Source organism: Citricoccus parietis (assembly GCF_042433045.1).
GTDB lineage: Bacteria > Actinomycetota > Actinomycetes > Actinomycetales > Micrococcaceae > Citricoccus > Citricoccus parietis.
In genome coordinates this window covers 1-25,664 of sequence record NZ_JBHLWH010000047.1, presented here as the reverse complement: position 1 = coordinate 25,664, position 25,664 = coordinate 1, and the positions used below count along the sequence as shown (strand labels likewise).

Annotated in this window: 19 protein-coding genes and 1 riboswitch; of the genes, 13 read left to right on the top strand and 6 right to left on the bottom strand. The window is 69.9% G+C overall.

From position 1 onward, the window contains the following. Window positions 1–46 precede the first annotated feature (46 nt). Entirely contained in the window at window positions 47–1,015 is a 969-nt protein-coding gene (locus tag ACFFIO_RS16295) for a hypothetical protein (protein ID WP_378043478.1), read from the bottom strand. Window positions 1,016–1,258: 243 nt separating this feature from the next. On the opposite strand from ACFFIO_RS16295, the gene ACFFIO_RS16290 reads away from it, so the two are divergent. From ACFFIO_RS16290 to mnhG, 7 genes are all read left to right on the top strand, one after another. Continuing rightward, window positions 1,259–2,590 carry an MFS transporter gene (locus ACFFIO_RS16290; protein ID WP_378043476.1) on the top strand — a complete coding sequence of 444 codons (1,332 nt, stop codon included), beginning with the start codon at window positions 1,259–1,261 and terminating at the stop codon, window positions 2,588–2,590. Window positions 2,591–2,716: 126 nt separating this feature from the next. Then, window positions 2,717–5,944, top strand: a complete 3,228-nt coding sequence (locus ACFFIO_RS16285; RefSeq protein ID WP_378043474.1) for a Na+/H+ antiporter subunit A — start codon at window positions 2,717–2,719, stop codon at window positions 5,942–5,944. Beyond that, the gene (locus ACFFIO_RS16280) at window positions 5,941–6,633 is read left to right on the top strand and encodes a Na(+)/H(+) antiporter subunit C (RefSeq protein WP_378043472.1); all 693 of its coding nucleotides are present in this window, start codon (window positions 5,941–5,943) and stop codon (window positions 6,631–6,633) included. Before ACFFIO_RS16285 ends, ACFFIO_RS16280 begins: the two co-directional genes overlap by 4 nt. Further along, window positions 6,633–8,450 carry a Na+/H+ antiporter subunit D gene (locus ACFFIO_RS16275; RefSeq protein WP_378043471.1) on the top strand — a complete coding sequence of 606 codons (1,818 nt, stop codon included), beginning with the start codon at window positions 6,633–6,635 and terminating at the stop codon, window positions 8,448–8,450. Before ACFFIO_RS16280 ends, ACFFIO_RS16275 begins: the two co-directional genes overlap by 1 nt. Beyond that, entirely contained in the window at window positions 8,447–9,043 is a 597-nt protein-coding gene (locus ACFFIO_RS16270; protein WP_378043469.1) for a Na+/H+ antiporter subunit E, read from the top strand. Before ACFFIO_RS16275 ends, ACFFIO_RS16270 begins: the two co-directional genes overlap by 4 nt. Then, complete coding sequence (locus tag ACFFIO_RS16265) at window positions 9,040–9,327, top strand: MrpF/PhaF family protein (protein WP_378043468.1); 288 nt, start codon at window positions 9,040–9,042, stop codon at window positions 9,325–9,327. The genes ACFFIO_RS16270 and ACFFIO_RS16265 overlap by 4 nt, the downstream gene beginning before the upstream one ends. 1 nt (window position 9,328) lies before the next feature. Beyond that, the gene (mnhG, locus tag ACFFIO_RS16260; RefSeq protein ID WP_378043670.1) at window positions 9,329–9,760 is read left to right on the top strand and encodes a monovalent cation/H(+) antiporter subunit G; all 432 of its coding nucleotides are present in this window, start codon (window positions 9,329–9,331) and stop codon (window positions 9,758–9,760) included. A 158-nt stretch (window positions 9,761–9,918) separates the two neighbouring features. On the opposite strand, the gene ACFFIO_RS16255 is transcribed toward mnhG, so the two are convergent. Next, complete coding sequence (locus ACFFIO_RS16255) at window positions 9,919–10,200, bottom strand: DUF4235 domain-containing protein (RefSeq protein WP_378043466.1); 282 nt, start codon at window positions 10,198–10,200, stop codon at window positions 9,919–9,921. 91 nt (window positions 10,201–10,291) lie between these two features. Further along, window positions 10,292–10,395: riboswitch (TPP riboswitch) on the top strand. 91 nt (window positions 10,396–10,486) lie between these two features. Between ACFFIO_RS16255 and ACFFIO_RS16250 the strand changes: the two genes are divergently transcribed. Genes ACFFIO_RS16250 through ACFFIO_RS16240 form a run of 3 tightly spaced genes read left to right on the top strand, consistent with a single transcriptional unit; the run spans window position 10,487 to window position 13,662 of the window. Then, window positions 10,487–11,206 carry an ECF transporter S component gene (locus ACFFIO_RS16250; protein ID WP_378043464.1) on the top strand — a complete coding sequence of 240 codons (720 nt, stop codon included), beginning with the start codon at window positions 10,487–10,489 and terminating at the stop codon, window positions 11,204–11,206. 3 nt (window positions 11,207–11,209) lie between these two features. Beyond that, window positions 11,210–12,853, top strand: a complete 1,644-nt coding sequence (locus ACFFIO_RS16245) for an ABC transporter ATP-binding protein (RefSeq protein ID WP_378043462.1) — start codon at window positions 11,210–11,212, stop codon at window positions 12,851–12,853. A gap of 2 nt (window positions 12,854–12,855) precedes the next feature. Beyond that, the gene (locus ACFFIO_RS16240) at window positions 12,856–13,662 is read left to right on the top strand and encodes an energy-coupling factor transporter transmembrane component T family protein (RefSeq protein WP_378043668.1); all 807 of its coding nucleotides are present in this window, start codon (window positions 12,856–12,858) and stop codon (window positions 13,660–13,662) included. 2 nt (window positions 13,663–13,664) lie between these two features. On the opposite strand, the gene ACFFIO_RS16235 is transcribed toward ACFFIO_RS16240, so the two are convergent. Together ACFFIO_RS16235 and ACFFIO_RS16230 are read right to left on the bottom strand one after the other, a co-directional pair. After that, window positions 13,665–14,897, bottom strand: a complete 1,233-nt coding sequence (locus tag ACFFIO_RS16235) for an aminotransferase class IV (RefSeq protein ID WP_378043460.1) — start codon at window positions 14,895–14,897, stop codon at window positions 13,665–13,667. 72 nt (window positions 14,898–14,969) lie between these two features. After that, window positions 14,970–17,714: an MMPL family transporter gene (locus ACFFIO_RS16230; RefSeq protein ID WP_378043459.1), complete on the bottom strand. Its 2,745-nt coding sequence runs from the start codon at window positions 17,712–17,714 to the stop codon at window positions 14,970–14,972. Window positions 17,715–17,928: 214 nt separating this feature from the next. Here ACFFIO_RS16230 and ACFFIO_RS16225 point away from each other — a divergent pair, with 214 nt between their 5' ends. Together ACFFIO_RS16225 and cls are read left to right on the top strand one after the other, a co-directional pair. Beyond that, window positions 17,929–18,540, top strand: a complete 612-nt coding sequence (locus tag ACFFIO_RS16225; RefSeq protein ID WP_378043457.1) for a TetR/AcrR family transcriptional regulator — start codon at window positions 17,929–17,931, stop codon at window positions 18,538–18,540. A 9-nt stretch (window positions 18,541–18,549) separates the two neighbouring features. Next, complete coding sequence (gene cls, locus ACFFIO_RS16220; protein WP_378043455.1) at window positions 18,550–20,049, top strand: cardiolipin synthase; 1,500 nt, start codon at window positions 18,550–18,552, stop codon at window positions 20,047–20,049. Window positions 20,050–20,125: 76 nt separating this feature from the next. On the opposite strand, the gene ACFFIO_RS16215 is transcribed toward cls, so the two are convergent. Both ACFFIO_RS16215 and ACFFIO_RS16210 read right to left on the bottom strand, forming a co-directional pair. Then, entirely contained in the window at window positions 20,126–22,525 is a 2,400-nt protein-coding gene (locus ACFFIO_RS16215) for a chorismate-binding protein (protein WP_378043453.1), read from the bottom strand. Then, window positions 22,522–23,019: a MarR family winged helix-turn-helix transcriptional regulator gene (locus tag ACFFIO_RS16210; RefSeq protein WP_378043451.1), complete on the bottom strand. Its 498-nt coding sequence runs from the start codon at window positions 23,017–23,019 to the stop codon at window positions 22,522–22,524. Before ACFFIO_RS16210 ends, ACFFIO_RS16215 begins: the two co-directional genes overlap by 4 nt. Window positions 23,020–23,131: 112 nt before the next feature. On the opposite strand from ACFFIO_RS16210, the gene ACFFIO_RS16205 reads away from it, so the two are divergent. After that, window positions 23,132–25,573 (top strand): MMPL family transporter, encoded by a 2,442-nt coding sequence (locus tag ACFFIO_RS16205; RefSeq protein ID WP_378043449.1) that lies wholly within the window; start codon window positions 23,132–23,134, stop codon window positions 25,571–25,573. Window positions 25,574–25,664 lie beyond the last annotated feature (91 nt).

The window sequence follows — 25,664 nt, the reverse complement described above, 5'->3', positions numbered from 1 at the left end:
CGGTCATGGGGGTCGAATCCAGCAACTGATCACCAACAGCGGTGCCCTACGCCGTGGCTGAGTTGCCGTGAGCCTCGAACCGGCGGCGAACCACGTGGATCAAGCGACTGAAACCCTGGCCGAGGTCGAGCGACGTCAGCCGGATCACGAGCCATCCGCGTTCCTGGAACCACGCGTCTCGGTAGGCATCGGAGGCCTGCTGTGATGCCGTGCGATGGTGTTTTCCGTCGTACTGGATGGCAATCTTCTGATCTCGGTAACCCAGGTCTGCCGTCGGGGCAAAGCGGTCGCTGGGATCCCCCTTGAGCTGTACGACCGGTTCGGGAAGGCCTGCATCCACCAGTGCCAGCCGCGTCAACGTCTCCGGTGGCGAGTCGGCGCCGACACGGCATCTCGCCAGCGCGGCCCGGGCATCGCGGACTCCCTTGACCGAGCCTGCCCTGAGTAGCGCGTCGGACAACCCAGCCAGGGTTGCCAAGCCATCAACGCGCCGATCCTGGTCCCACGGTCTGTTCACGATGGCATCCCCCAGGATGATGAGGTCGGTGAGGTCCAGGAGACTGGCCATGTCCACCCAGGTTCTCGCCGGGCTGGTCAGTGGCAGCCGCCGGAACTGCACCCGATCCTCTTCTGGCACCGGTGAGCGATGGGCCGTGATGCCCTTGCGCTGGGCGGCACCAGTCCCGCTACACCACGTCAGGTGGATCGTCTTGTCCGAGGCGACGATGTCCGGAAGGGGCAGGCGGAACACGAGGGCGGCGGTGCCGTGGGAATACACGGCATCCGGAAACTGCCGTGCCAGCGCGGCCAGGGACAGCCGACCCATTCCGTGGCCGGGTTCGTCGAAGCCGGCGGGCCATCCGGTGTCAACCGACGAGGACGCCAGCAACCCGTGGCCGAGGCGAACGATATCCCGTGCCTCGAGACGCTTCCTGCTGACACCGTGGCGACGTGCCTCAGCGCGGGTGAAGGGCGTGTGCTGCAGCGGTTCCGGCAGTGCGCGTCGATGGACCATGAAGCCATCGTGGTCCGGTGGAAGGTCTTGCAGGTCCAGACCGGACAACCTGTGGACAACTGCGGTTCGGTCAGCGGTGGACCGGGGTGGTGGCCAACCACCAGTTGTTGAGGACGTCTCGGTGCTAGACCGCAACACCGGGGTGCAATCCAGCAACTGATGTGGAGGCCACGCGGCGGGAATGCCGTCGCGTCGACGCCGGCCGTTCACGGTCAGGCCCCGGCAGCCAAGTAGCATGCCCGCATGAGCACACCCAACGCACCGGCGTCGCCCGCGGCCATGGCGGACGCCGGCCCAATCGACCGCCCGCTGAACCGCAAGCACGTCACCGCGTGGGCGCTGTGGGACTGGGGTTCTGCCTCCTTCAACGCGGTGATGGTGACGTTCGTGTTCGCCACATACCTGGCCTCGGATTCATTCGGGCCGGATGACCGGGGCACGCAGTGGCTCACCGCGGCCAACGCGATCGGCGGAATCGTGGTGGCACTCACGGCTCCCGTGATGGGCCAGCGTTCGGACCGGGGCGGTCGGCGCAAGCTGTGGCTGGGCATCAACACCGGTGTGGTCATCCTGCTCACGGCCCTGTGCTTCTTCGTCCGCCCGGACGAGGCATACCTGTTGCTCGGTGTGGTCCTGATCGCCGCCGCCAATGTGGCCTTCGAGTTCGCCGGGGTGAACTACAACGCCATGCTGCTGCAGGTGGCCACTCCGAAGACCATCGGTAAGGTCTCCGGCATCGGCTGGGGTGCGGGCTATGTGGGCGGGATCTTCCTGCTGCTCATCCTCTACGTGGGCTTCATCTCGGGGGACACGCACTGGCTCGGGGTGACCAATGACGACGCGATGAACATCCGTGTGGTGGCCCTCTTCTCAGCCCTGTGGTTCATCGCCTTCGCCCTGCCGCTGTTCTTCAGCACCCCTGAACACCGGGGCTCCGGCAAGGAAGAGAAGGTCAGCCTGCTCGAGTCCTACCGCCGTCTCTGGCGGACCATCCTGGGACTGTGGCGGCATCAGCGCAACACCTTCTGGTTCCTGGCGTCCTCGGCCGTCTTCCGTGACGGCGTCAGCGCGGTCTTCGCCTACGGTGCCATCCTCGGCACCACGGTCTACGGCGTGGACCCGGCCGACATCCTCATCTTCGGCATCGCCGCCAACGTGGTCGCCGCCGTCGGCTCCTTCGCCGGTGGCTGGATCGACGACCGGATCGGGCCGAAGCGCGTCATCATGGGGTCGCTGGTCGGGCTGATCGTCACCGCCGGGATCATCTTCTTCCTCAACGGGACCACGGCCTTCTGGATCTTCGGATTGCTCCTGTGCTTCTTCGTGGGCCCCGTCCAGTCCTCGTCCCGGTCCTTCCTCGGCAGGCTGACCTCGGAAGCGCGGGCGGGGGAGATCTACGGCCTCTATGCCACCACCGGGCGGGCGGTGTCCTTCCTGACCCCGGCCCTGATCTCCGTGGGGATCGCCCTGACCGGTGACTCGCGGTATATGGTCCCTGCCATCCTGCTGGTGCTGATCGCCGGCATGGCCCTGCTGGTCAGGGTGCGGGATCCGAAGTCCGAGGACGCCCTTTAACCTCTGAACAAACACTGGAAAAACCGTCGGTATTCCCTTGACGCCATGAGAATAATCAGGAAATGCAGTCGCCGTGCGCCCGGTAGGATGTAACCGACCCCCCCACCCGAAGATGGAGGCCGCCCCGTGCTGACTGTGCTCATTGCTCTCTTTGCAATGGCACTCGTGGCCCCCTTGGTCTTCCGGGTCGCGGATCGCAACGGGTTCTACATCCTCGCCGCCGTCCCGGCCGCAGGTTTCGTCTGGCTCCTGTTCCAGTTGCCCGCCGTCCTCGAGGCTCAGGAGGCCGTCAACTCGGGGGCCTCCCCGCCCGCCGCCGCTCCCGGCGGACTCGTCCAGACCTACGAGTGGATCCCCGACCTCGGCATCAACCTGTCGTTCCGGATGGACGCCCTCGCCGCGTTCATGGGTTTGATCGTCCTTGGCGTCGGCGCCCTCGTGCTCGCGTACTGTGCCCGGTACTTCACGATCAACGAGCCGCGCAATGCGGCCTTCGGCGCCCAGCTGATCGCTTTCGCCGGCGCCATGTTCGGCCTGGTCACCACGGACGACCTGATGGTGCTCTACACCTTCTGGGAACTGACGTCCGTCCTCTCGTTCCTGCTGATCGGCTACTCCGCCCACCGCATCTTTGCCCGCCGGTCCGCCATCCAGGCCCTGATCGTCACCACCTTCGGCGGCCTGGCCATGCTGGTCGGCCTCGTGATGCTCGGTCAGGCCGCCGGCACCTACCGCCTTTCCGAGATCGTGGAGCGCGGTCCGGAACTGATGGCCGGCCCCCTCGGTGGGGCGTTCATGGAATGGGCCATCGTGCTGGTCCTCGTGGGTGCCCTGTCCAAGTCCGCGCAGGCGCCCTTCCACTTCTGGCTCCCGGCAGCCATGGCCGCCCCGACCCCGGTCTCGGCCTACCTCCACGCCGCCGCCATGGTGAAGGCCGGCATCTACCTCGTCGCCCGGCTCGCCCCGGCCTTCGCCGACTCCGGCTGGTGGCAGGCCCTCGTGCTCGGCGTCGGCCTCTGGACCATGCTCGTCGGTGGCTGGCGGGCTCTGCGCCAGACGGACATCAAGCTGATCCTCGCCTACGGCACCGTGTCCCAACTCGGCTTCCTCATGGTCGCCAACGGACTGGGCAACCAGGACGCCGCCATGGCCGGACTGGCCATGCTCGTGGCGCACGCACTGTTCAAGGCGCCGTTGTTCATGGTCGTCGGGATCATCGACCACGAGGCGGGCACCCGCGACCTCGCCAAACTCTCCGGGATCGGCCGCAACCATCCCTGGCTGACCGCCACCGCTGTCGTCTGTGCCGCGTCCATGGCCGGCGTCCCGCCCCTCTTCGGCTTCGTCGCCAAGGAATCCGTCCTCGAGTCGATGCTGCACTGGGCCGAGGCAGGCACCGGTGGCGGACTCTGGGCATCCGTCTGGGCCTGGACCCCCCTCGTGGTCGTCGCCCTCGGTTCGGTCCTGACCGCCGCGTACTCCGCCCGTTTCCTGTGGGGCGCCTTCGCCACCAAGAAGCTCCGCACGGAAAGCGGCCTGAAGACCGTCGAGGACACCCACTTCCACGGCCCCGTCACGGCCGGTGCCCTCGGCCCCTCGGCGCTGTTGGCCCTGGCCTGCGTCATCGGTGCCTTGATCCCCGGCACCATGGAAGCCCTGCCCGTGGCCTTCGGAGCATCGATGGACCCGTTGGAGGCGGGCACCGAGCCGGCCTACCTGGCCCTGTGGCACGGCTTCACCCCGGTGCTCGGGATCTCCGTCGCCATCATCGTCCTCGGCCTCGCCCTGTACTTCGCCAAGGACCGGGTGGCCCGCTTCCAGGAGGCCGTGCCGTCTTGGGTGGATGCCCAGCGCCTCTACCGCTATACGCTCCGGGTGCTTGACGACGTGGCCGTCTGGATCACCGGCCGCACCCAGCGCGGTTCCCTGAGCTTCTACCTGTTCATCATCCTGGCGGTCGCCTTCATCGCACCGTTGTTGGCGCTGCTGTTCCCCCACGAGCACGACGGCGGCGCAAGCATGGCCGCGTCCATCTTCAGTTCCGCGAACTGGACGTGGGGCGATTCCGTCGCCCAGATCCTCGTCGGGGCGGCCATCATCACCGGCGCCATCGCCGCGATCCGGGCCCGCAAGCGCTTCATGGCGGTGCTGCTCGTCTCCGTGTCCGGCTACGGGCTGGCAGCCATCTTCGCGCTGCAGGGCGCGCCGGACCTGGCCCTGACACAGCTGCTCGTGGAGTCCATCGTCCTCGTGGCCATGGTGCTCGGCCTGCGCGTGCTGCCGGCCGGCTGGTACACCCGAGACCGCACCAACATCCGCTGGGCACACGCGGTGCTCGGCGTCCTGTTCGGTCTGGTCATGATCTGGGTGGCCATCACTGTCCTGGCCTCCCGGACCGCCGATCCGATCTCCCTGGAGATGCCGCGGCTGGCCTATGAGGACGGTGGCGGCGCCAATATCGTCAACGTGCTGCTCGTGGACATCCGCGCCTGGGACACCTTCGGGGAGATCACCGTGCTCGCCGCGGCCGCCACCGGGGTCGCCTCGCTGATCTTCATCCAGCACCGGGACCGCCGCACCGGTGACCTGGACAAGGTGGCCTCCGGCTCGGTGGGTCGCTACAGCCCCACGGGCCCCGCCGAGTCCCGGCAGCTGGCCGCCCTGCGCAAGTTCGCCATCGTGGACGAGGACCAGTGGCTCGTGGCCGGTCGCACTGTGGCTCCTGAGCGCCGGTCCATCATCTTCGAGGTGGTCACGCGGCTCGTCTTCCACGTGATCATCCTCCTGTCCATCTACCTGCTGCTGGCCGGCCACAACACTCCGGGCGGCGGATTCGCCGGCGGGCTGATCGCCGGCCTCGCCCTGACCATCCGCTACCTGGCCGGTGGCCGCTACGAGCTCGAGCAGGCCATGCCGATCCCCGCCGGCGTCCTGCTGGGCTCGGGGCTCGCCCTGGCCGCCGTCACCGGCATGGTCCCGCTGTTCTTCGGCGGCCAGGTGTTCCAATCGGCCATCATCGAGTTCACCCTGCCGGTGCTCGGACACGTCAAGTTCGTCACGGCCACCATCTTCGACATCGGCGTCTACCTCGTGGTGGTCGGCCTGGTCATCGACGTCCTGCGCTCTCTCGGCTCGGAGGTGGACCGCCGCCACGAGGTCGAGACCACGGCGCTCGTGGAGGCCGAGAAGCGCCGCCGTGAGGCCCGAACCGGCCTCGCGGCAGCCACCTCCAGCACCGCCACGACCTCCGCCACCGGCCCATCCGCTGGCACGACCGCCACGTCCACCCCCACCGGATCCACCGGTGCCGCGGGAAACACGGGAACCACGGGAACCGGGACGGTGACGCCATGAGCGTGAACATTGTGCTGCTGCTGGTCATGGGTGTGATGTACGCCGTCAGCGTCTACCTGCTGCTGGAGCGGACGCTGACCCGAGTGCTGCTGGGCATGATCCTCATCACCAACGCCACGAACCTGCTGATCCTCACCATGGCCGGCGCCCCCGGCCAGGCCCCGATCGTCGAGAACGGGATGGACCCCAGCGAGTACACCGACCCCCTGCCTCAGGCGATGACACTGACCTCGATCGTCATCTCGTTCGCCATCACCGCCTTCATGCTCGGTATGATCTACCGGTCCTGGAAGCTGGGCCGCCGTGATGAGGTCCTGGTGGATACCGAAGACGTCAAGGTCGCCGAACGGCCGTCCTTCGATGCGGAGGATGACGCCGAGCTGCAGGAGGAGCCCTCGGAGTTCCTCGACGAAGGAGAGGACCCGAACGCGGACTACGAGCACGCCACGGCCATCAACCCGTCCACCGGAGCCATGGCGGTCAGGCACCGCGGTGACGGCACCGTGACCGTGCAGGCGGATGCCAACCGGCGCCTGCCGGGTACCGGACGCCGCTCCGCACACGAGCCGGAGGAGGGCGAACACCCGGTGGGGTCGACGGGGAATGACGACCACCTGCCGGACGAGGACGAGCGTTCCGGCAGCCCCCGTTCCCGGCCGAAGGGCCGCAACCCGAAGGGCGGTGAGTGATGGACCTGGACATCGTCTCGCTCGCCCCGCTCGCGGTCCTGCTGCCGATCCTCGGTGCCGCGCTGGCCTTCGTGCTGGTCCGCCGCCCCAAGGCGCAGATCGCCGTGACCGTCACCACCATCACGCTGACCCTGCTCCTCGAGTGCCTGCTGCTGGCCGCCACGTGGGACACGGGCGCGGTGGCCGTGTTCATCGGCGGCTGGGAGGCCCCGTGGGGCATCACCATGGTGGTCGACAGGTTCTCCGCGCTGATGCTGGTGATCTCCTCGGCGATCGTGCTCTCTGTGCTCATCTACGCCTCCGCGCAGGGCATCACGGACCAGGATCAGGGCGGACCGGTCTCGATCTTCCACCCCACGTTCCTCATCCTCGTGGCGGGCGTGTCCAACGCCTTCCTGGCCGGTGACCTGTTCAACCTCTACGTCGGCTTCGAGATCCTCCTGACGGCGTCCTACGTGCTGCTGACACTGGGGGGCACTGGTCCCCGGATCCGTGCAGGCGTGACCTACGTGGTGGTCTCCGTGATCTCCTCGGTGCTCTTCCTGATCGCCATCGCCATGATCTACGGCGCCACGGGCACCATCAACATGGCCGACCTGGCCGTGAAGCTCGCCGAACTGGATCCCGACGTGCAGATGGTGCTGCACGTGATGCTGCTCGTCGGCTTCGGCATCAAGGCCGCAGTGTTCCCGCTGTCCTTCTGGCTGCCCGACTCCTACCCGACCGCCCCCGCTCCGGTGACCGCCGTGTTCGCCGGCCTGCTCACCAAGGTCGGCGTCTACGCCATCATCCGCACCGAGACGCTGCTGTTCCCGGGAGACCGGGTGAACGCACTGCTGATGTGGGTGGCGCTGCTGACGATGATCGTCGGCATCCTCGGGGCGCTCGCCCAGAACGACATCAAGCGCGTCCTGTCCTTCACCCTCGTCTCCCACATCGGCTTCATGATCTTCGGCGTGGCCATGTCCAGCATCCTGGGGCTGGGGGCCACCGTCTTCTACGTGGTCCACCACATCACCGTGCAGACCGGGCTGTTCCTCGTCACCGGCCTCATCGAACAACGGGCGGGTTCGGCCAACATCGACCGCCTCGGCGGGATGGCGCGGATCTCCCCGCTGATCGCCATCCTCTTCTTCATCCCGGCCATGAACCTGGGCGGCATCCCGCCGTTCTCCGGGTTCCTCGCCAAGGTCGGCCTCATCCAGGCCGGCGTGGGCTCGGACACCGGCATGGCCTGGGCGCTCGTGGCCGCCTCCGTGGCGACCTCGCTGCTGACCCTGCTGGTCATGGTCCGCGTGTGGACACGTGCCTTCTGGCGCAAGGTGGAGGACATCGAACATCCGCCGGCCAAGCTCGTGCTCGCCCTGGAGGAGGCCGAGGCCCGGCGCGACGACGGCGGCACCGCCAGCGTCACGGACGTCACCGCTGCCACGGGCACCACGACCACCACGACCACCACGACCAAGACCAAGACCGAGATCCGGACCAAGAGCAGGATCGCCAAGGGCCCGGCTCGCGGCATGGTCTATCCGACGATCGGCCTGGTGGCCCTCGGCCTGGCCTTCACGGTGTTCGCCGGACCGCTGTACGCCTTCTCCGACCGGGCCGCCACGGACATGCTCCAGCGCACCCCGTACATCGAGGCCGTGCTCGGACCGGAGGCCGCTGAACAGGCCACGCAGGACCTGGGCACGCTCGAGGAGCGGGGCATCAGCGTCCCGAACCAGGACACGTCCGGGCCGGGCGAGTTGGACTCCATCCGCGGGGATTCCGAAGGCCACGACGTCGGCGACAGTACGGAAGGGGGGCAGCCATGAGCACCGGTTCCGACGACCAGGACGGGGGCCGCTCCTTCTGGAGCCAATGGCCCATCCTCCTGGGCCTGACCCTGACGTGGGGCGCCCTCTGGCAGGACTTCTCGCCGGGGGTCCTGCTGGCCGGCGTCGTGTTCTCGATGCTGACGTTGAGCTTCTACCGGCTGCCGCGCGTGAACTTCTCGGACCGGTTCAACCTCTGGTACTTCCTGGTCTTCACGGTCCGGTTCCTCTGGCACGTGGTGACTGCGTCCATCTCGGTGGCCTGGGACGCCATCACCCAGGGGCCCAAGATCGTCAACTCCGTGGTGGCGGTCCCGCTGCGCAGCCACGACGACCTGATCGTCACGCTCACCGGCCATGCGCTGGCCCTGGTGCCCGGCTCCCTCGTCATCGACGTGGATCGGCCCAGCTCCACCCTGTACCTGCACTGCCTGAACGTGGACAACGCGGAGGCGGTCGAGGCCTACCGGGCCCAGGCCCTGAGCACCGAGGCCGCGATCATCCGGGCGATCGGCTCCAAGGCGGACCTGGCCCTGGTGCAGGAGGACGAGGCGCGCGGCGCCGAGCCCATGGCGGGGAGGAGGCTCCGATGACGATGCTGGAATGGGCGGGGATCATCTGCCTGGTACTGCTGGGCGTGGGAGCCCTGGCGGCGATCTACCGGATCGTTCGCGGGCCCTCGATCCTGGACCGGGCCATCGCCACGGACGTGCTGTTGATCGTCATCTCGTCCGCGCTGTGCGTGGAGATGGCCGTGCACCACCACACGGACAACATCGTGTTCGTGGTGGTGGCCTCCGTGATCGGCTTCGTGGGATCGGTGACGCTGTCCCGGTTCGCGGCCGAGGCCAGGAAGGAGCCGAGTGAACGTGCCTGACATGGACTGGATCCAGATCTCAGACGGAGTCGCAGCAGTGCTGCTGGTGCTCGGTGCCCTGATGTCCACCGTGGCCGGGATCGGCCTGTTCCGGTTCCCGGACCAGCTCTCCCGCATGCACGCTGGGACCAAGCCCCAGGTCCTGGGCCTGTTGCTGATGCTGCTGGCCCTGGCCTTCGCCTGGCGGGCCTGGGTGTGGGTCCCCGTGCTCGTGCTGGCGTGGGTACTCCAGATGCTCACCGCCCCGGTCTCCGCCCACCTCGTGGGCCGAGCGGGATACCGGACCAAGCACCTCAAGAAGGAGTACCTCTACGTGGACGAGCTCGCGGACGTGGTCGCCAGCCATGACGATGCCGGCAAGCCCGCGGCCTCGGCGCCGGACCAACGGACCGTACCGAGGGAGGACCCCACCGACCACGGGGGCCGGGACTAGGCGCTACTGTCCTCCGGATTCTGGTTGGCCTGCCCGCCCGGGCCGCGCCCGTGCCCGCGCGCCCGGTGCGGCCATCGGAGAACGCGACGGCCGGCGTCGGGCCCGGTCAACGGTGCCCGACGCCGGCCGCTGGCTGACGCTGTACAGGTCGGCTCGGCTCACACCTCGGCGGCGCCGGCCTTCTTGGGGGAGCGGGACTTCATCGACTCGATGGCCTTGTGGGCGCCGCGCTGGGAGGTGACCCGGATCAGGGCGGTGATGCCGGCGGAGATCGTGGCGAAGGTGATGGCACTCCACATGTTCGCCTCGGTGTCCTCCGCGTCCTTGGGGGCGTCATGGCCGGTCACCTTCCGCCAGGTGAACTCGACGACCTTGGTGCCGACATAGCCGCCGACGACGGTGATCGCGGTGCTGACGATCTTGTCCGTGAGATTGTTCATGGGGTGTCCTCCCGGCTTGACTGCATGGTCGTTCCCCAGCCTATCGGGTCGGTGGATCGACCGGGCCTCGTGGACTATGCTGGCTGGACACTGTGAACGACAGGGGAGCACCTTCGGGTGCTGAGAGTGCGCCCAGCGCAGACCCTCGAACCTGCTCCGGTTAGCACCGGCGAAGGAAGTCGAGTTCTCTGATGGAACGTCAGGAACCGTCCACCGGCATTCGTCTTCGAGTGCCCTCGGCGTACCGTTCCGTCCCCCTCCTTGCATCCTTGAGGAGGAACACCACATGGTCTCCATGAAGACCGGCAACACCCCGCACCACCCCGGCGCAACCCCCGGGCACGACGCCGGCCACGCGCCGTCCGCCGACACCGGCGGCACGACCGGCACCGGCCGGGCAGCCCGCAACGCCGCCCCGAACCGGCGCTCCTGGCGGGTGGTGGACATCGTCGTGGCGGCCGTCATCGCGGTGGCCTCCGGCGTCATCTTCTGGGCCTGGAACCTCGCCTATGCCGGGCTGAGCCCCGCCTTCGCGGCCTTCCCGCCGTCCTCCGCCCTGGTGGCCGGAATGTGGCTGTTCCCGGCCGTGCTCGGCGGACTCATCATCCGCAGACCCGGGGCCGCGCTGTTCACCGAACTGGTGGCCGCAACGGTCTCTGCCCTGCTCGGCTCCCAGTTCGGCCTGACCGTGCTGGCCTCCGGCGTGGTCCAGGGCCTCGGGGCCGAACTGATCCTGCTGGCCTTCCTCTACCGCCGCTTCACGTTGCCCGTGGCACTGCTCGCCGGCCTGGTCACGGGGATCTTCGGTGGTATCAATGACGCGTTCATCTTCAACTGGTTCCCCGAGTACACGCTGGACTGGAAGCTGATCTACGTGGGACTGGTGGGCGTGTCCGGGCTGGTGATCGCCGGCCTGCTGTCCTGGCTGGCCACGCGTGGTCTCGCGGCCACGGGGGCCCTGTCCGCCCTGGCCTCCCGCCGTGCCCACCAGGAGCCGGTGGCCTGAGCGGTGCCGGGAGCGCGCATCACCGCCGCGGACTGGGGCTGGCGCCACGCCGGCCGGCCGGTCCCCGCCGTCGCGGGGCTGGACCTGGAGGTGCCGGCCGGGCAGAAGGTCCTGCTGGCAGGCCCCTCCGGTGCCGGCAAGTCCACCCTGCTCTACGCCCTCGCCGGGGTGCTGGATCCCGCCGACGAGTCCGAGGAGACCGGTTCCCTGCGGGTGGACGGCGCCGTATCGCGTGAGCTGCGCGGCCACGCCGGGCTGGTGCAGCAGGATCCCGAGACCCAGGTGATCCTGTCCCGGGTCGGCGATGATGCGGCGTTCGGCGCCGAGAACCTGCAGGTGCCGCGGGAGCAGATCTGGGACCGCGTCCGGGACGCACTGGACGCCGTGGGACTGGGTGAGGACCAGGGGATCTCCCTGGCCCGGGACACCTCGCGACTCTCCGGCGGGCAGAAGCAGCGCCTCGCCCTGGCCGGGATCCTGGCGATGCGCCCGCCGCTGATCCTGCTGGACGAGCCGACCGCGAACCTGGATCCGTCCGGGGTGCTGGAGGTCCGCGACGCCGTGCTCGCCGTGGTCGAGCGGACCGGCGCGACCCTGCTCGTGGTCGAGCACCGCCTCGCCGTGTGGGCCGACCATGTGGACCGCATGCTCGTCGTGGAGCCCGGCGGCGGGATCAGCCACGACGGTCCCCCGGGCGAGCTCCTCGCCCCGGGCCCCGTCCGGGATGAGCTGGCCGCGGCGGGCGTCTGGGTGCCCGGCCGTGTTCCGACACCGATTACCCCCACCCCTCGCAACTGGAGGTCGAATTCGCACCGGAATGGGCCTGGTACCGACCCAAATCCGGGCGATATTGACCTCCAGTTGCAGGGGGGCGCGGAAAGAATCAACAGCACGACGGCGGCGCCCCCCGGTGCGCTGTTGACCGCCCGTGGCCTGGCCGTCTCCCGGGAGCCAGTGACACCGGGATGGCGCCGGCGCTTCGGTCCCACCCCGAAGCCGGTCCAGCGGGACCTGGACCTGGAGCTGGGAGCCGGCGAGGCCGTCGTCGTGACCGGTGCCAACGGCAGCGGCAAGTCCACGCTGTTGCTGACCCTGGCCGGACTGATCCCCTCCCACGCGGGCACGCTCACGGCGGGGGCCGCGCTCAAGGGGGAGCGAGCCGGCCATCTGCCGGACGACCCGCACCGGTGGAAGGCCGCTGACCTGGTCAGCCGGATCGGCACGGTCTTCCAGGAACCCGAGCATCAGTTCGTCGCGACCACCGTGCGGGACGAGCTGTTGTTCGGTCCCCGCCATGCCCGCGATCCCGAGACCGGGCAGCGGCTGTTCACGGACGAGGAGGCAGCCGCGCGGGTAGATGGGCTGCTGGCGGAGCTGAATCTGGAAGCGCTGGCCGAGGTCAACCCGTTCACCCTTTCCGGCGGGGAGAAGCGGCGGCTGTCCGTCGCCACGGTGCTGGCCGCCGGGCCTGAGGTGGTGTTCCTCGACGAGCCGACCTTCGGCCAGGACGCCAACACGTGGGCCGTGCTCACGGGCTTGCTGCGCGGGCTGGTGGCCGAGGGCCGCTCGGTGCTGGCCGTGACCCATGATGCCGACTTCGCCGCCGCGCTCGACGCCCGGGTGGTCGAGCTGGAGGTGGCCGCGTGACGGTGCCCGTTGCCGCCCTCGCGGCTCCGTCCCGCCCCGTGGCCGGATCGGTCTTCGAGCGCGCCAACCCCCTGGCCAAGCTGGCGGCACTGCTGCCGGTGACGGCGGTGCTGGTGGCGACGATGGACTGGGTGTCCTCCGGAACCGTGCTGGTGGCCGCCGTGGCCCTGTTGCCGCTGTCCGGGATCCGGGTCGGCGAGTTCTTCCGGCGGGCCTGGGTGCTGGTGGCGGCCGCGCTGGTCTCCGCTTGGGGCACCGCCCTGGTCGGCGAAGACTCCGGATCAATGCTGTTCGAGGCGGGGCCGGTGAGCATCTCCGAGGGCTCGGTCCTGGCCGGGGCGGCCACGGGGTTACGCATCCTCGCAGTGGCGCTGCCCGGCGTGATGGTCTTTATCAGCACCGACCCCACCGACCTGGCCGACGCCCTGTCCCAACGGCTGCGACTGCCCGCCCGCTTCGTCCTCGGCTCCCTGGCGGCCTTCCGGCTGTTGGGCGTGCTGACGGAGGAATGGCGGACCCTCGGCCAGGCACGGCGAGCCCGTGGCGTCGGGGCCGGAGGAAACCCGGTCCGACGACTGGGCTCCTGGCTCGGTCAGGTGTTCGGACTCATGGTGCAGGCCATCCGCCGCGCCACCAAGCTCGCCGTCACGATGGAGGCGCGGGGCTTCGGAACCGGCGACCGCACCTGGGCGCGGGAATCGCGGTTCGGTGCGGTGGACGTCTGGGTGGTCCTGGGCGGCATCGGGCTGGCTGCCCTAGCAGCCGGCCTGTCCGTGGCAACCGGGGCTTTCAACCTCGTCTGGGCGTAGGGTCACGGCCCGTGTTCGCCGGGTTCCCGGTCCTCGGCCAGGAAGCCGTTCAGCAGCTCGGTGAGCTCGGCGTCCTGCGGGATCTCCTCGCCGTCCAGATGGGTCACGGGGGCGACCAGGCGCACCGAGGACACCAGCCAGACCCCGTCGGCATCCATCAGGTCTGAGGGCTCCAACGGCCCGTACCCCAGCTGCCACCCGGCGGCCTGGGCGGCGGCGAAGATGGTGCCCTGCGAGGTGCCAGGCAGGATCCCGGAGCTGCGCAGGGGCGTGATGAGCTCGATCCCTGTGCTGCCGTCCTGCTGCGGGACCCGCCGGGCCATCAGCACGGTGGAGGTCGGTCCCTCCAGCACCTGGCCGTCCGAGGACGTGAAGATCACGTCGTCCGCGCCCTGCGAGGTGGCGTAGCGCAGGGCGGCCATGTTCACGGCATAGCTGAGCGACTTGGTGCCCATCAGCAGCCAGGGCGCGCGCTCGGCCACCCCGGAGTCGACGCCGCGGTCCAGTAGCAGCACCTTCAGGCCGCGCTCACGGGCGGCGGCCAGACCCGGGGACACGGGGGAGACGAGCACCCAATAGGTGCCGGTGAGGTGCGACGGGACCGGCAGCCCCGGTTCTGTGGCCTCGGCCAGCTCGCCATCGGAACCGACGTCGGCCGCGCCCCGCACGTAGTGCCCTCCGCCGGGTGCCCCCTCCGGGCCTCGGGTGGCCACCAGCTTCACCACGGCGTCGACGCCCGGGTTGCCAGCGGTGAACGCCTCCAGTCCCACCGCGGCGGCCCGCCGCCAGTCCGCTGCCGGCGGGAGGGGAATCTCCAGGGCCTCGGCCGAGGTGGCCAGTCGTGCCAGGTGGGAATCCTCTTTGCGGACTCGGAATGGTGCTCCCGTGCCCGTGCCCGTGCCCGTGCCCGTGCCCGAGCCTTTAGTCGCCACGGCGGTCATGGTCTCGAACACGCCGTCCCCCCGGGTCAGGCCTTGGTCCGTCACCAGGATGGCGGGCCGGCGGGGATCGTCCACCCGCAGGCTCACGCCGGCACCGCCTGCGGCCCCGGCACCGGAGCCGGTGGGGAAACCGGCACCGCCTGCGGAACCGGCACCGCCCGCGGAACCGGCACCGCCCGCGGAACTGGCACTGTTTGCGGAACCGGCCGGGCCGGCGTCGGGCTCGAGGTAGACGACCACGGATTCCCCGGGACCCGGGACGAACGGTGCAGCTGGCTGGGACGACTCTGTCATAGGCCACAGCCTACGCAGGAGGGCGGGGCGCATCCGTGATGCGCCCCGCCCCATAGCGGTGGTGATGCGGTGTCAGACCCGGGTCAGCGCGGGGTCGTCGTCACGGCCCCCGCCGTCTCCGCCGTCGCTGGACCCGCCGCCGGACCCAGCACCATCAGTACCGTCAGCGCCGGCCAGCTCCGGATCCGAGTAGCCGTGGCTGCGTTCCAGCGAGGAACCCTCGACGTCCACGTTCGGCAGGATCCGGTCCAGCCACTTCGGCAGCCACCAGGCGGAGTCGCCGAACAGGTGCATCAGGGCCGGGATCAGCAGCAGCCGGACCACGAAGGCGTCCACGAGCACGCCGAACGCCAGACCGAAGCCGATCGGCCGGATCATGGCGGACTCGGAGAACACGAAGCCGCCGAACACGCTGATCATGATGATGGCCGCGGCGATGACCACGGAGCGGCCGGCCTTCAGCCCCTGCTGGACCGCCACGCGGGCGGAGGAGCCGTGGGCATAGGCCTCACGCATGCCGGTGGAGATGAACAGCTGGTAGTCCATCGCCAGGCCGAACAGCACACCCACCATGATGGTCGGCAGGAAGGCCAGGATCGGGGCCGGATTGTGGACCTGGAAGACCGTGGCCAGCCAGCCCCACTGGTAGATGGCCACCACGCCACCCATCGCGGCGAAGGCGGAGAGGATGAACCCGCCGGTGGCGATCAGCGGCACCAACAGCGAGCGGAACACCACGATCATGATGATCAGGGACAGCCCGACGACGACGCCCAGGTACAGCGGCAGGGCCTCGGCGAGCTTCTCCGCCACGTCCACGAAACCACTGGTGGTGCCGGCCACGGCCAGGTTGGTGGACTCTGACTCCGGCTCCGTGGCGCGCAGCGTGTGCACCAGTTCCTCGGTGGAGACCGCGTTCGGGCCGCCTTCCGGGATGACCTGGAACATCGCCATGCCGTTGTCCTCGGACACGGCCGCCGGGACCACGGAGGTCACACTCTCGATGCCCTGGAGCTGCTGCGCGACGGCCAGCTGCTCGTCCACGATCTCGGTGTCCGTCAGGCCCTCCGGCAGATCCGCGGTCACCACGAGGGGACCGTTGCGGCCTTCGCCGAACTTGTCGCCGATGGTCTCGTAGGCCTGGTAGCTGGCCGACTCCGGCGGCTCCGAGGCGCCGTCCGGCAGGCCGAGGCGCATGGAGAAGAACGGGATGGCGATGACGGCCAGCAGAACCACGGACCCGACGGCGGTGAGCACCGCGCGCACCGTGGACATCGGCTGGGGTGCCTTGCCGGTGGGGGAGGCGTGCTCCGCAGCGGCGGTGTGCTTGCCGGTGCTGGCCGTCCTGGTGGCTGCCGCCACCGTGGCGTCCGCGGCGGCCCGCTCCTTCTTGGAGAGCACCCGGTGCTTCGCCAGGCCCAGCAGGGCCGGCATCATGGTGATGGCGATCAGCACGGCCAGGGCCACGCAGACGGCGCCCACGGTGCCCATCAGGCCCAGGAACGGGATGCCGGTGACGTTCAGGGCGGCCAGGGCGATGACCACGGTCAGGCCGGCGAACACCACGGCGTTGCCGGAGGTGCCCGTGGCCAGGCCGATGGACTCGTGCAGCGGGAGACCGTCCTTGAGCTGGCGCCGGTGGCGGTTGATGATGAACAGGGCGTAGTCGATGCCCACGGCCAGGCCGAGCATCAGGCCCAGCACGGGCGTCACGGACAACATGTCGATCATCCCGGAGAACGCCAGCGTGCCGGCGGCGCCGATGGCCACACCGATCAGGGCGGTCAGGATCGGCAGGCCCGCGGCCACGAGGGTGCCGAGCGTGATGAACAGCACGATCCCGGCGATGACCAGGCCGATGACCTCGGCCGGCCCGACGATCTGGGGGATGGCCTGGGAGAGGTCGTTGGCGGGCAGCACCTCGACGCCGGCGATGTCCGCCTCGGTCAGGGCGGAGACCACCTCGTCCTTGATGTCTTGCTCGACCTCCATAGCCGGGAGGGTGAAGGACACGGTCCCGACGGCGGCTGTGCCGTCCTCGGACACGGTCCGGTAGTCCTGGGTGAGGGTCAGCATCTGCTCGCCCTGGGCCAGTTCGGTCTCGCCGTCCGCCAGTTCCTGGGCGGACTCGTCCAGGGTGGCCTGGTTCGACTCAATGTCGCCCGTACCCTCGTCGAGCTCGGCGCGGGCGGTATCCAGCTCCTCCTGCTGGGCGTCCAGGGCGGCCTGCTGCTGCTGGAGCTGGGCCATCATCGCGGCCGGGGAACCGGCCGCCTCGGCCTGGGCGCGTGCCTCGTCCAACTGGGCCTGGCCGGCGTCGAGCTGCTCCTGCCCGGAGTCCAGGTCGGTCTGCGCCGCGTCCAGCTGGGCCACGGCGTCATCCAGCTGGGACCGGCCGTCCTCCAGCTGCTGGCGGCCGTCCTCGAGTTCGGCGCGGCCGTCCTCCAGGTCCTGCTGACCGTCCGCCTTCTGCTGTTCGGTGGTGAAGGGGTCCAGGGTGGAGTCGACCCCCTCGACGTCCCCGACATCGGCCATCAGGTCGGTGATCTGCTGTTCCTGCTCCGCCGTGAACTCGGAGCCGTCCGCGGTGCGGAACACCACGGACCCGGCGCCGTTGGCCGCCTCCGGGAACTCCTCGGTCAGCCGGTCGGTGACCTGGCTGGTGGGGGTGCCCGGGATGGTGATGGAGGAGGTCAGGGTCCCGCCGAAGGCGAGGAAGCCGCCCACGGCCAGCGCCAGCACCACCAGCCAGCTGCTGATCACGGTCCACGGGCGCTGGGAGGACCCGAAGCCGAGTCGGTAGAGCAGTTCAGCCATGAGGCGTCACTCCTTGAGGAGAAGAATGGGCGGCCAGGAGAGTCGGCGGGCGGGTCATACGGCGGCCTGCCGAGACCCAACACGTCCGGCAACGACTATAGTAGACGGAACGTCTCGTATCGAAATGGTCGGCGTGAGATGGGCCACGAACGGCAGGCCATAGGCTGGCGGACAGATCAGCTGGCGGACAGGTCACAGGAGCAGGAGGGCGTCGTTGAACGTCGAGGCGGAGAAGCCGGTGGAGCACCGGGGGCGGCCGCGCAGCGAGAAGTCGCGCGTGGCCGTGCTGGAGGCGGCGGCAGACCTGATGGTCGGCTGCGGGTTCCAGGAGCTCACGGTCGAGGGGATCGCCGCCGCAGCGGGGGTCGGCAAGCAGACCATCTACCGCTGGTGGGGCTCCAAGGCCGGCGTGGTGGTCGAGGCCCTGGCCGAGGGCTTCCTGGAGATGCCCCTCGGGGTGCCCGAGGACACCGGTGACCTGCGCGTTGACCTGGGTGCCTGGCTCGCGGCGCTCAAGTCCGAGATCGAGGCGCCTGAGGTCTCCCGCCTCATCCAGACGATCATGTCCGCCCTGACCTCCGCCGGGGAGACCTCCGCCGCCATGCACTCGGCCCTGGTGCAGCCGATCATGGCCGGGCTGGACGCGCGGTTCCAGGAGCACGACCGGAACCATCCGGGGGTACTGGCCGCGCCGCCGTCGTTCCTCGCCGAGACGGTGGGAGCGAGCCTGCTGCTGCGCCTGATGTTCTCCCGGCCCCTGACCACCGAGTGGATCGACCAGCTGTTGGACCTCGTGGTCCCGGCTGGGAGACCTGACTCACCGTAGGCTGGGGTGATGCTCTGGCCCACCGCCGAGTTCGGCATCTTCCCCGACTGGCTGACCGTCATCTTCTGGATCATCGACGTCGGCATCCGCATCCTGCTGCTCGGAATCGTCCCCGGCGGTCGCCGCCCCGCGGTGGCGATGGCGTGGCTGCTCATCATCTTCTTCCTGCCGCTGCCCGGCCTCATCCTGTTCCTGCTGCTGGGCTCCTTCCGGCTCGGAGGCCAGCGCCGTTCACGTCAGAAGGCGGTCAACGACGCTCTCGGCCAGGCCACCGCCCACCTGCAGCTGCCCAATGACGCCGGCATGGCCCCGCGGTACGTGGTGTCGGCGGCGCGCTTGACCCGGAACCTGACGAGCTTCCCGATGCTGGACGGCAACGCCTTCGAGTACCTCACCGACTACCGGGCGTCCATGCAGAGGATGGCCGCGGACATCGACCGGGCCCAGGACTACGTCCACCTGATCTTCTACATCCTCGCGGACGACCCGAAGGACCGGCAGGGGTACTCCTCCGTGGTGCTCGAGGCCCTGGAGCGGGCCCACGCCCGGGGCGTGACGGTGCGGATCCTCTTCGACCACATCGGCTCGATGCGGGTCAAGGGCTACCGGCAGCTGCGGCGCCGGCTGGATGCGGCCGGACTTGAGTACAACCTGGCGATGCCCGTGCTGCCCTGGCGTGGCAAGTACCAGCGCCCGGACCTGCGCAATCACCGCAAGATCCTCATCGTGGACGGGCTGGTGGGCTACACCGGCTCGCAGAACCTCGTGGAGCCCGGCTACAAGCGGGCCTCGTCCCATGCCATAGGCCGGGAGTGGGTGGACCTGATGAGCCGCATCACCGGCCCCGTGGTGGCCTCGCTCGACGTGGTGTTCGTGACCGACTGGTTCGCTGAGACCGGAGACGAGCTTGAAGGTCGATTCCGCGAACCCGACCTGGCCGAGCTGGAGGTGGACGACGGCAGCATCGCCCAGGTCATCCCCTCCGGCCCCGGATTCTCCAATGAGAACAACCTGCGCGTGTTCAACCATCTGTTCTACTCCGCCCGGGAGCGCCTCGTGGTGGTCTCGCCGTACCTGGTGCCGGATGACTCGATGCTCTACGCCCTGACCACCGCGGCCCAGCGCGGGGTGGACGTGGAGCTGTTCGTCTGCCGCAAGGCGGACCAGTTCATGGTCCACCACGCCCAGCAGTCCTACTATGACGCGCTGTTGAAGGCCGGCATCCGGATCTTCCGCTATCCGGACCCCAACGTGCTGCACGCCAAGCTGTTCACCGTGGACAACGACGTGGCGGTCTTCGGCTCCTCCAACATGGACATGCGCTCCTTCTCCCTGAACATGGAGGTCTCGGTGCTGACCGTGGGCTCCGAGATGGTGGAGGCGCTGCAACCCGTGATCGAGGACTACCGGGCCGTGTCCGAGGAGCTGACCCTGGCGGAATGGCAGGGCCGGCCGCGGGCCCAGCGCTGGGTGGACAACGTGTTCCGCCTGACCTCCGCCCTGCAGTGACCCGCCCCGCTTTCAGTCGGGTTCGGGTGGGTCTGGGGCGGAAACACGCACCCCAACTCGACTGAAAGCGAGGGGGTCAGGCGTCCGGGAAGGCCGAGCCGAGCACCCGGAGCACGCCGTGGGCCTTGGTGCGCACCTCGTCCCATTCCTCCTCCGGCACGGAGTCCGCGGTGATCGCCCCGCCCACGCCGAGGGACAGGTGCGTGCGCCCGGATTCCCCCACGGCCGACGCCGGCCCCGCCGACTCCACCGGTTCCCCTGCGGCCGACGCCGGCCCCGCCGGCACCGCGACCAGCGTGCGGATCAGCACGTTCAGGTCGGCCGCGCCATCGGAGGAGAGGTAGCCGGCCACCCCGGAGTACACCCCGCGGGGCCCCGCCTCGAGGTCCTCGAGGATGTCCATGGTGGAGATCTTCGGGGCGCCGGTCATCGACCCGGGCGGGAACGCCGCGGCGAGCGCATCCGCCCGCGGCACACCGGGCTGCAGCTGGGCGGTCACCGTGGAGACCATCTGGTGCACCGTCGGGTACGACTCGATCGCGCACACCCGCGTGGTCGCCAGTGTCCCCGGCCGGGCGAACCGCGAGAGGTCGTTGCGGGCCAGGTCCGTGATCATGATGTTCTCGGCCCGGTCCTTGGGGGAGGAGGCCAGCTCCTCGGCCAGCGCGCGGTCCTCGTCCGGCGTGGCACCGCGCGGGCGCGTTCCCTTGATCGGCTCCGTCACCAGCCAGCCGCCCGCCGCCCTCGAGGAGACCGAGAGGAACCGCTCGGGGCTGGTGGAGAGGATCTGCACCGGCTCGCTCCCGGTCTGAGGCCCGCTGCCCGTCTCGGCTCCGCGCCCGACGCCGGTCCTGGGCATCTGGGTGCGCAGGTACAGGGTGAACGGGGCCCGGTTCGCCTCGGCGAGCCGCCGGTAGGTGGACCAGCCGTCGAAGGAGTCCACCGTGGACTCCAGGGCCGTGGTCAGGCAGACCTCGTAGGTGTTCCCCTCGTGGATCTCCTGCTGGGCCGCCCGGATCTTGGCCAGGTACTCCTCACGGGTGTCCCTCACGGTGAAGACCGGGGGAACGGCGGGTGATGCGACGGTCTGGCCCTCCGTGCGGTCGGCCGGCTGCCCCTCCGAACGCTCAGTCGACAGCCCGTCCGGCAGGTCATCCGCCCATCCATCCGCCACCCGGTCCGCCCACTCCGGCCCGCCCGGATCGTCGGCGGACCAGAAGAGGGTCGTGATGCCGGCCACGTGGTCCACGCTGGCGCCCCGCTCCGGGCGGAACAGCAGGGCCTCGGGTACGGTCGGCGCAGTCTCGTCGGCGGCCGCGGCCAGCGTTGCCGCGCCGTCCGGGGAACCGGCTTCACGCTTGATGCCGTAGCCGATCCAGCCCATCCAGCCGGGCTGGAAAGGGCTGTCCGCAGGGCCGGAGCCGCCCGGATCGCCTGCATGACCGGAGCCGCCCCGATGACCTGCGCCATCCGCACCGCCGTGGGTGCCGGGCGCTCTCAGGCCTGCCGGGCCGGCGTCGTGCCCGGCCTCGGGGTGGTCGGCACCGGAGCCGCCGGGCCAGACCGTGGCCAGCCACGGGAAGAACGCCCCGGGGCGCCGCAGGGTGAGGAGGCCGGAGGAGACGGTGGTGACGCCGTCCGTGTGGGTCGCCACGGTCGACGAGTCGGTGGCCAGGCCGATGAGCGAGTACCGGCTGCGCTCCGCTGCGGGCGTCACGTCCCGGTCCGAGCTCTCCAGCAACAGGGCGGTCGCGGCCTCCGGGCCGCCCATGGCGGCGAACAGTGCCCTCGGCTCCGCGGCGGTGGCCAGGGTGCGGCGTTCCCACTCGGGCGGGCCGGGTGCCGGCACGAGGGCGAGCGCGGCCTCCCAGCCGGGCAGGGAGCGCAGGCGCTCCACCAGGTCGGCCGCGGCCCGCGGCGTGGGTCCGTGGCCATTGAGGGTCAGTCCCGCCGCCTCCGCCACCTCATCCCCGGCCAGGTAGACGTCCTCCTGTGCGGCCCACCGCTCCCAGTGAGCGGCGAAGGTCTCGCCGTCACGCCGCAGCGCGCGCCGCTGGCGCTCGCCGTCATCCATGGCCACCCAGGCCACGGCATCCAGGTGCGGACGGGCGCTCCGGTTCCCGGCCCCCACGCCCTCGAGGATCACGACGTCGGCCGGCGGGGTGGCATCCGCGCGTCCCGGAGCATCAGCGGTCCAGTCCCACCAGGTCCACCGGGCGGTGCGGCCCTGGGCGAGCGGGGCGACGACGTCGTGGACGTAGGTGTCCAGGGAGGCGACGAGGCCGTCCCAACCGGGATAGATGGAGTCCAGGTGGAAGACGGCCACCTCCAGGTGGGGCCGCAGCAACGCGGCCGTCTCCCCGGCGAGGGACGTCTTGCCGGCGCCGGAGCGGCCGTCGATCGCCAGCAGGAGGGGAGCTCGCAGTCGCCCGCCCGCGATCTCCGTGCGGGGTTCGGAACGAGCGGTGGATGTCATGACTGGACGTGGGCGGGCGGAGGACCCGCCGGCGCCTCGAAAGAGTCGAGGGCCTCGGTGGCGGCCGCCAGGACCTCGATGGCGGTCTGCATCTGTTCCGGTGTGAACCCGGACAGGCGGTCGGCCATGGTGCGGGCGATCGGCATGAAGATCTTCCGCCCGTCCACGGCGGCGGTGTCCGTGTGGGAGATGCTGACCCGCCGCCGGTCCGTGGTGGACGGGGTGCGCTGGGCGTGGCCGTTGGCGACCAGGCGGTCCACGAGGGCCGTGGTGGAGGCCGAGGTGAGGCTCAGCATCCGCCCGAGGTCGGTGGGGCTGGTGTTCAGGCCGGCCGCCTGACGTTGCATGAGGATGGTCAGGGCGCGCAGGTCGGTGCGGTGCAGGCCGCTGCGGTGGCCGGCGGCGTCGACGGCCCGGTCCGCCACTTCGGCATACCGGCGCAGGGCATGGATCAGCTGAAGGAGCTCGGCAGACTCCTGGCCGGACTGCGACATGGGGCCTCCTTCCGCCGTTGTCTGACGCTCCAGTCTACTGAGCGGCAGTGGCCAGGAGATCACTCGACAGCGGGTATCTCGATGATCGAGTGAATGCGCTAGCGTAGTGCCCATGCCAGAGAACCCCCGACATCGGGCCGAGCCCGAAGCCGCCGACCTTCAGCCGGGACATCAGCCAGGCCTCCAGTCAGGTCGTCAGCCAGACCTCCAGTCAGGTCGTCAGCCAGACCTCCAGTCAGGTCGTCAGCCAGACCTCCAGTCAGGTCGTCAGCCTGAGCACCGCGCCGAGACCCGGCCAGAGACCCGGCCAGACGACCGGCCGGACCGCCGTTCGGGTCAGGAGAAGAAGCGTCCCTGGGGCAAGGTGTGGGTCCGGGTGGTGGCCGCCGCCGTCCTGGCCCTGGCCTGGTTGGCCGGCACCGGCCTGGGTGGACCGACCTTCGGCAAGCTCGGGGAGGTCTCCTCCAACGACCAGTCCACGTTCCTGCCGGCCTCCGCCGAGTCCACGCAGGCCGGGGAATGGGTCTCCCAGTTCACGGACAGTGAGCAGATCCCCGCCCTCGTGGTCCTCGGGTTGCCGGACGGGCAGGCGCTCGCCGAGGGCGCCGCGTCCGCCGGTGAGATGGAGGCGCTGGCCGGATTCGGTGAGGAACTCGGCGCCGTGGAGGGCGTGGACCAGATCATCGGCCCGGTGCCCTCGGAGGACCGGGAGGCTGTGCAGTACATCGCCCTCGTCAACACGGAGTCGGCCGAGTCGGACGTGGTGGTCGAGGACCTGCGGGCCGTGGCCGCCAATTCCCAGGCGGACCTGACCGGCGCGGGCAATGGGGGGCTGGCCGGAGCCGAGGTCCACGTGGCCGGGCCCGCCGGGCTCGCTGCCGACCTGGCCGGTGCGTTCGCTGGCATTGACGGGATCCTCCTGGCCGTGGCTCTCAGCGTGGTGTTCGTGATCCTGGTGCTGGTCTACCGCTCCGTGCTGTTGCCCCTGCTGGTGTTGTTCAACTCCGTGGCGGCCCTGTGCGTGGCCATCCTCGCGATCTACTGGATGGCCGCCGAGGGGTGGATCGCCCTGAACGGCCAGTCGCAGGGGATTCTCTCGATCCTCGTGATCGGCGCCGCCACGGACTACTCCCTGCTGATGGTGGCCCGCTACCGAGAGGAGCTGCGCGTCCGGACGAAGGTGGCCACGGCGGTGCGGAACGCCTGGAAGGGTTCCTTCGAGCCCATCACCGCCTCCGCGGCCACGGTGGCGATCGCCCTGTTGTGCCTGCTCTTCTCCGACCTCAACTCCAACCGCTCCCTCGGCCCGATCGCGGCTTCGGGCATCGTCCTGGCCTGGGCGGCATCCCTGACCTTCCTGCCCGCGGTGCTCTACCTCGTGGGGCGTGCGGCCTTCTGGCCCTCGATTCCCCGGCCGGGCACCGTGTCCCGCAAGGACGCCCGATTCCGCCAGCCCGTCGATGCCGCCGGCACACCGATCCGCGGACTCGAGTCCAACCACGGGGTGTGGACCAAGATCGGCGCCCTGGTGGCCCGCCGTCCCCGCGCCGTGTGGATGGTCACCGCCGCGGTGCTGTTGGTCGGAGCGGCGGGCATCACCCAGCTCCAGGCCAGCGGCGTCCCGCAGACCGAAGTCCTGCTGGGTGAGAGTGACGGCAAGGCCGAGCAGGTGGTGCTCGAAGACCACTTCGACGCCGGCACCGGCGCCCCGGCCACGATCATCGCCCCCGCGGACCGTGCGGACGAGGTCCTCGAGGACGTCCAGAACACGGACGGCGTCGCCTCCGCCTACCTCACCGCCGAGGGCGGCGGCCCGGCGAGTGCCGGACAGGGCGGTCCGCCGGCGGAGCCGCTCGAGGTCGACGGCCGCGTCTACCTGCAGGCGACCCTCGCGGATGCCGCGGACTCCATGGAGGCCGAGCAGACCGTCGTCGAGCTCCGGGAGAGCCTGCACGCCGTGGACCCGGGAATCCTGGTGGGCGGGACGACCGCCACCAACCTGGACACCAACACCACGGCGCAGGCCGATGTGCGGACCATCATCCCGCTCGTGCTGATCGTGGTGCTGGTCATCCTCATGGTGCTGCTGCGCTCCGTCGTTGCGCCGGTCCTGCTGGTGCTGGCCACCGTGCTCAGCTTCGGTACCGCCATCGGCGTCTCGGCGCTCGTGTTCAACCATGTGCTGGGCTTCTCGGGGGCCGATCCCACCGTGCCGCTCTACGGTTTCGTGTTCCTCGTGGCGCTCGGCGTGGACTACACGATCTTCCTCATGACCAGGGCCCGGGAGGAGGCGTTCCCCCTCGGCACCCGCGCGGGGGTGCTCAAGGCCCTGACCGTGACCGGCGGCGTCATCACCTCGGCCGGCGTCGTGTTGGCGGCCACCTTCGCGGCGCTGGTGGTCATCCCGCTGATGTTCATGGTGCAACTGGCGTTCATCGTGGCCTTCGGTGTCCTTTTGGACACCTTCCTGGTCCGCTCACTCGTGGTCCCGGCGCTCACGTATGACATCGGGCCGAAGGTGTGGTGGCCCTCCAAGCTGGCCAGGACCACGTGAAACAGCAGGGCCCCGTCATCATGAGGCGGGCTCTAGCGATCCTCGCAACACCCTATCTTTCAGGGAGTTGCGAGGATCGTGTCGTTCGAGG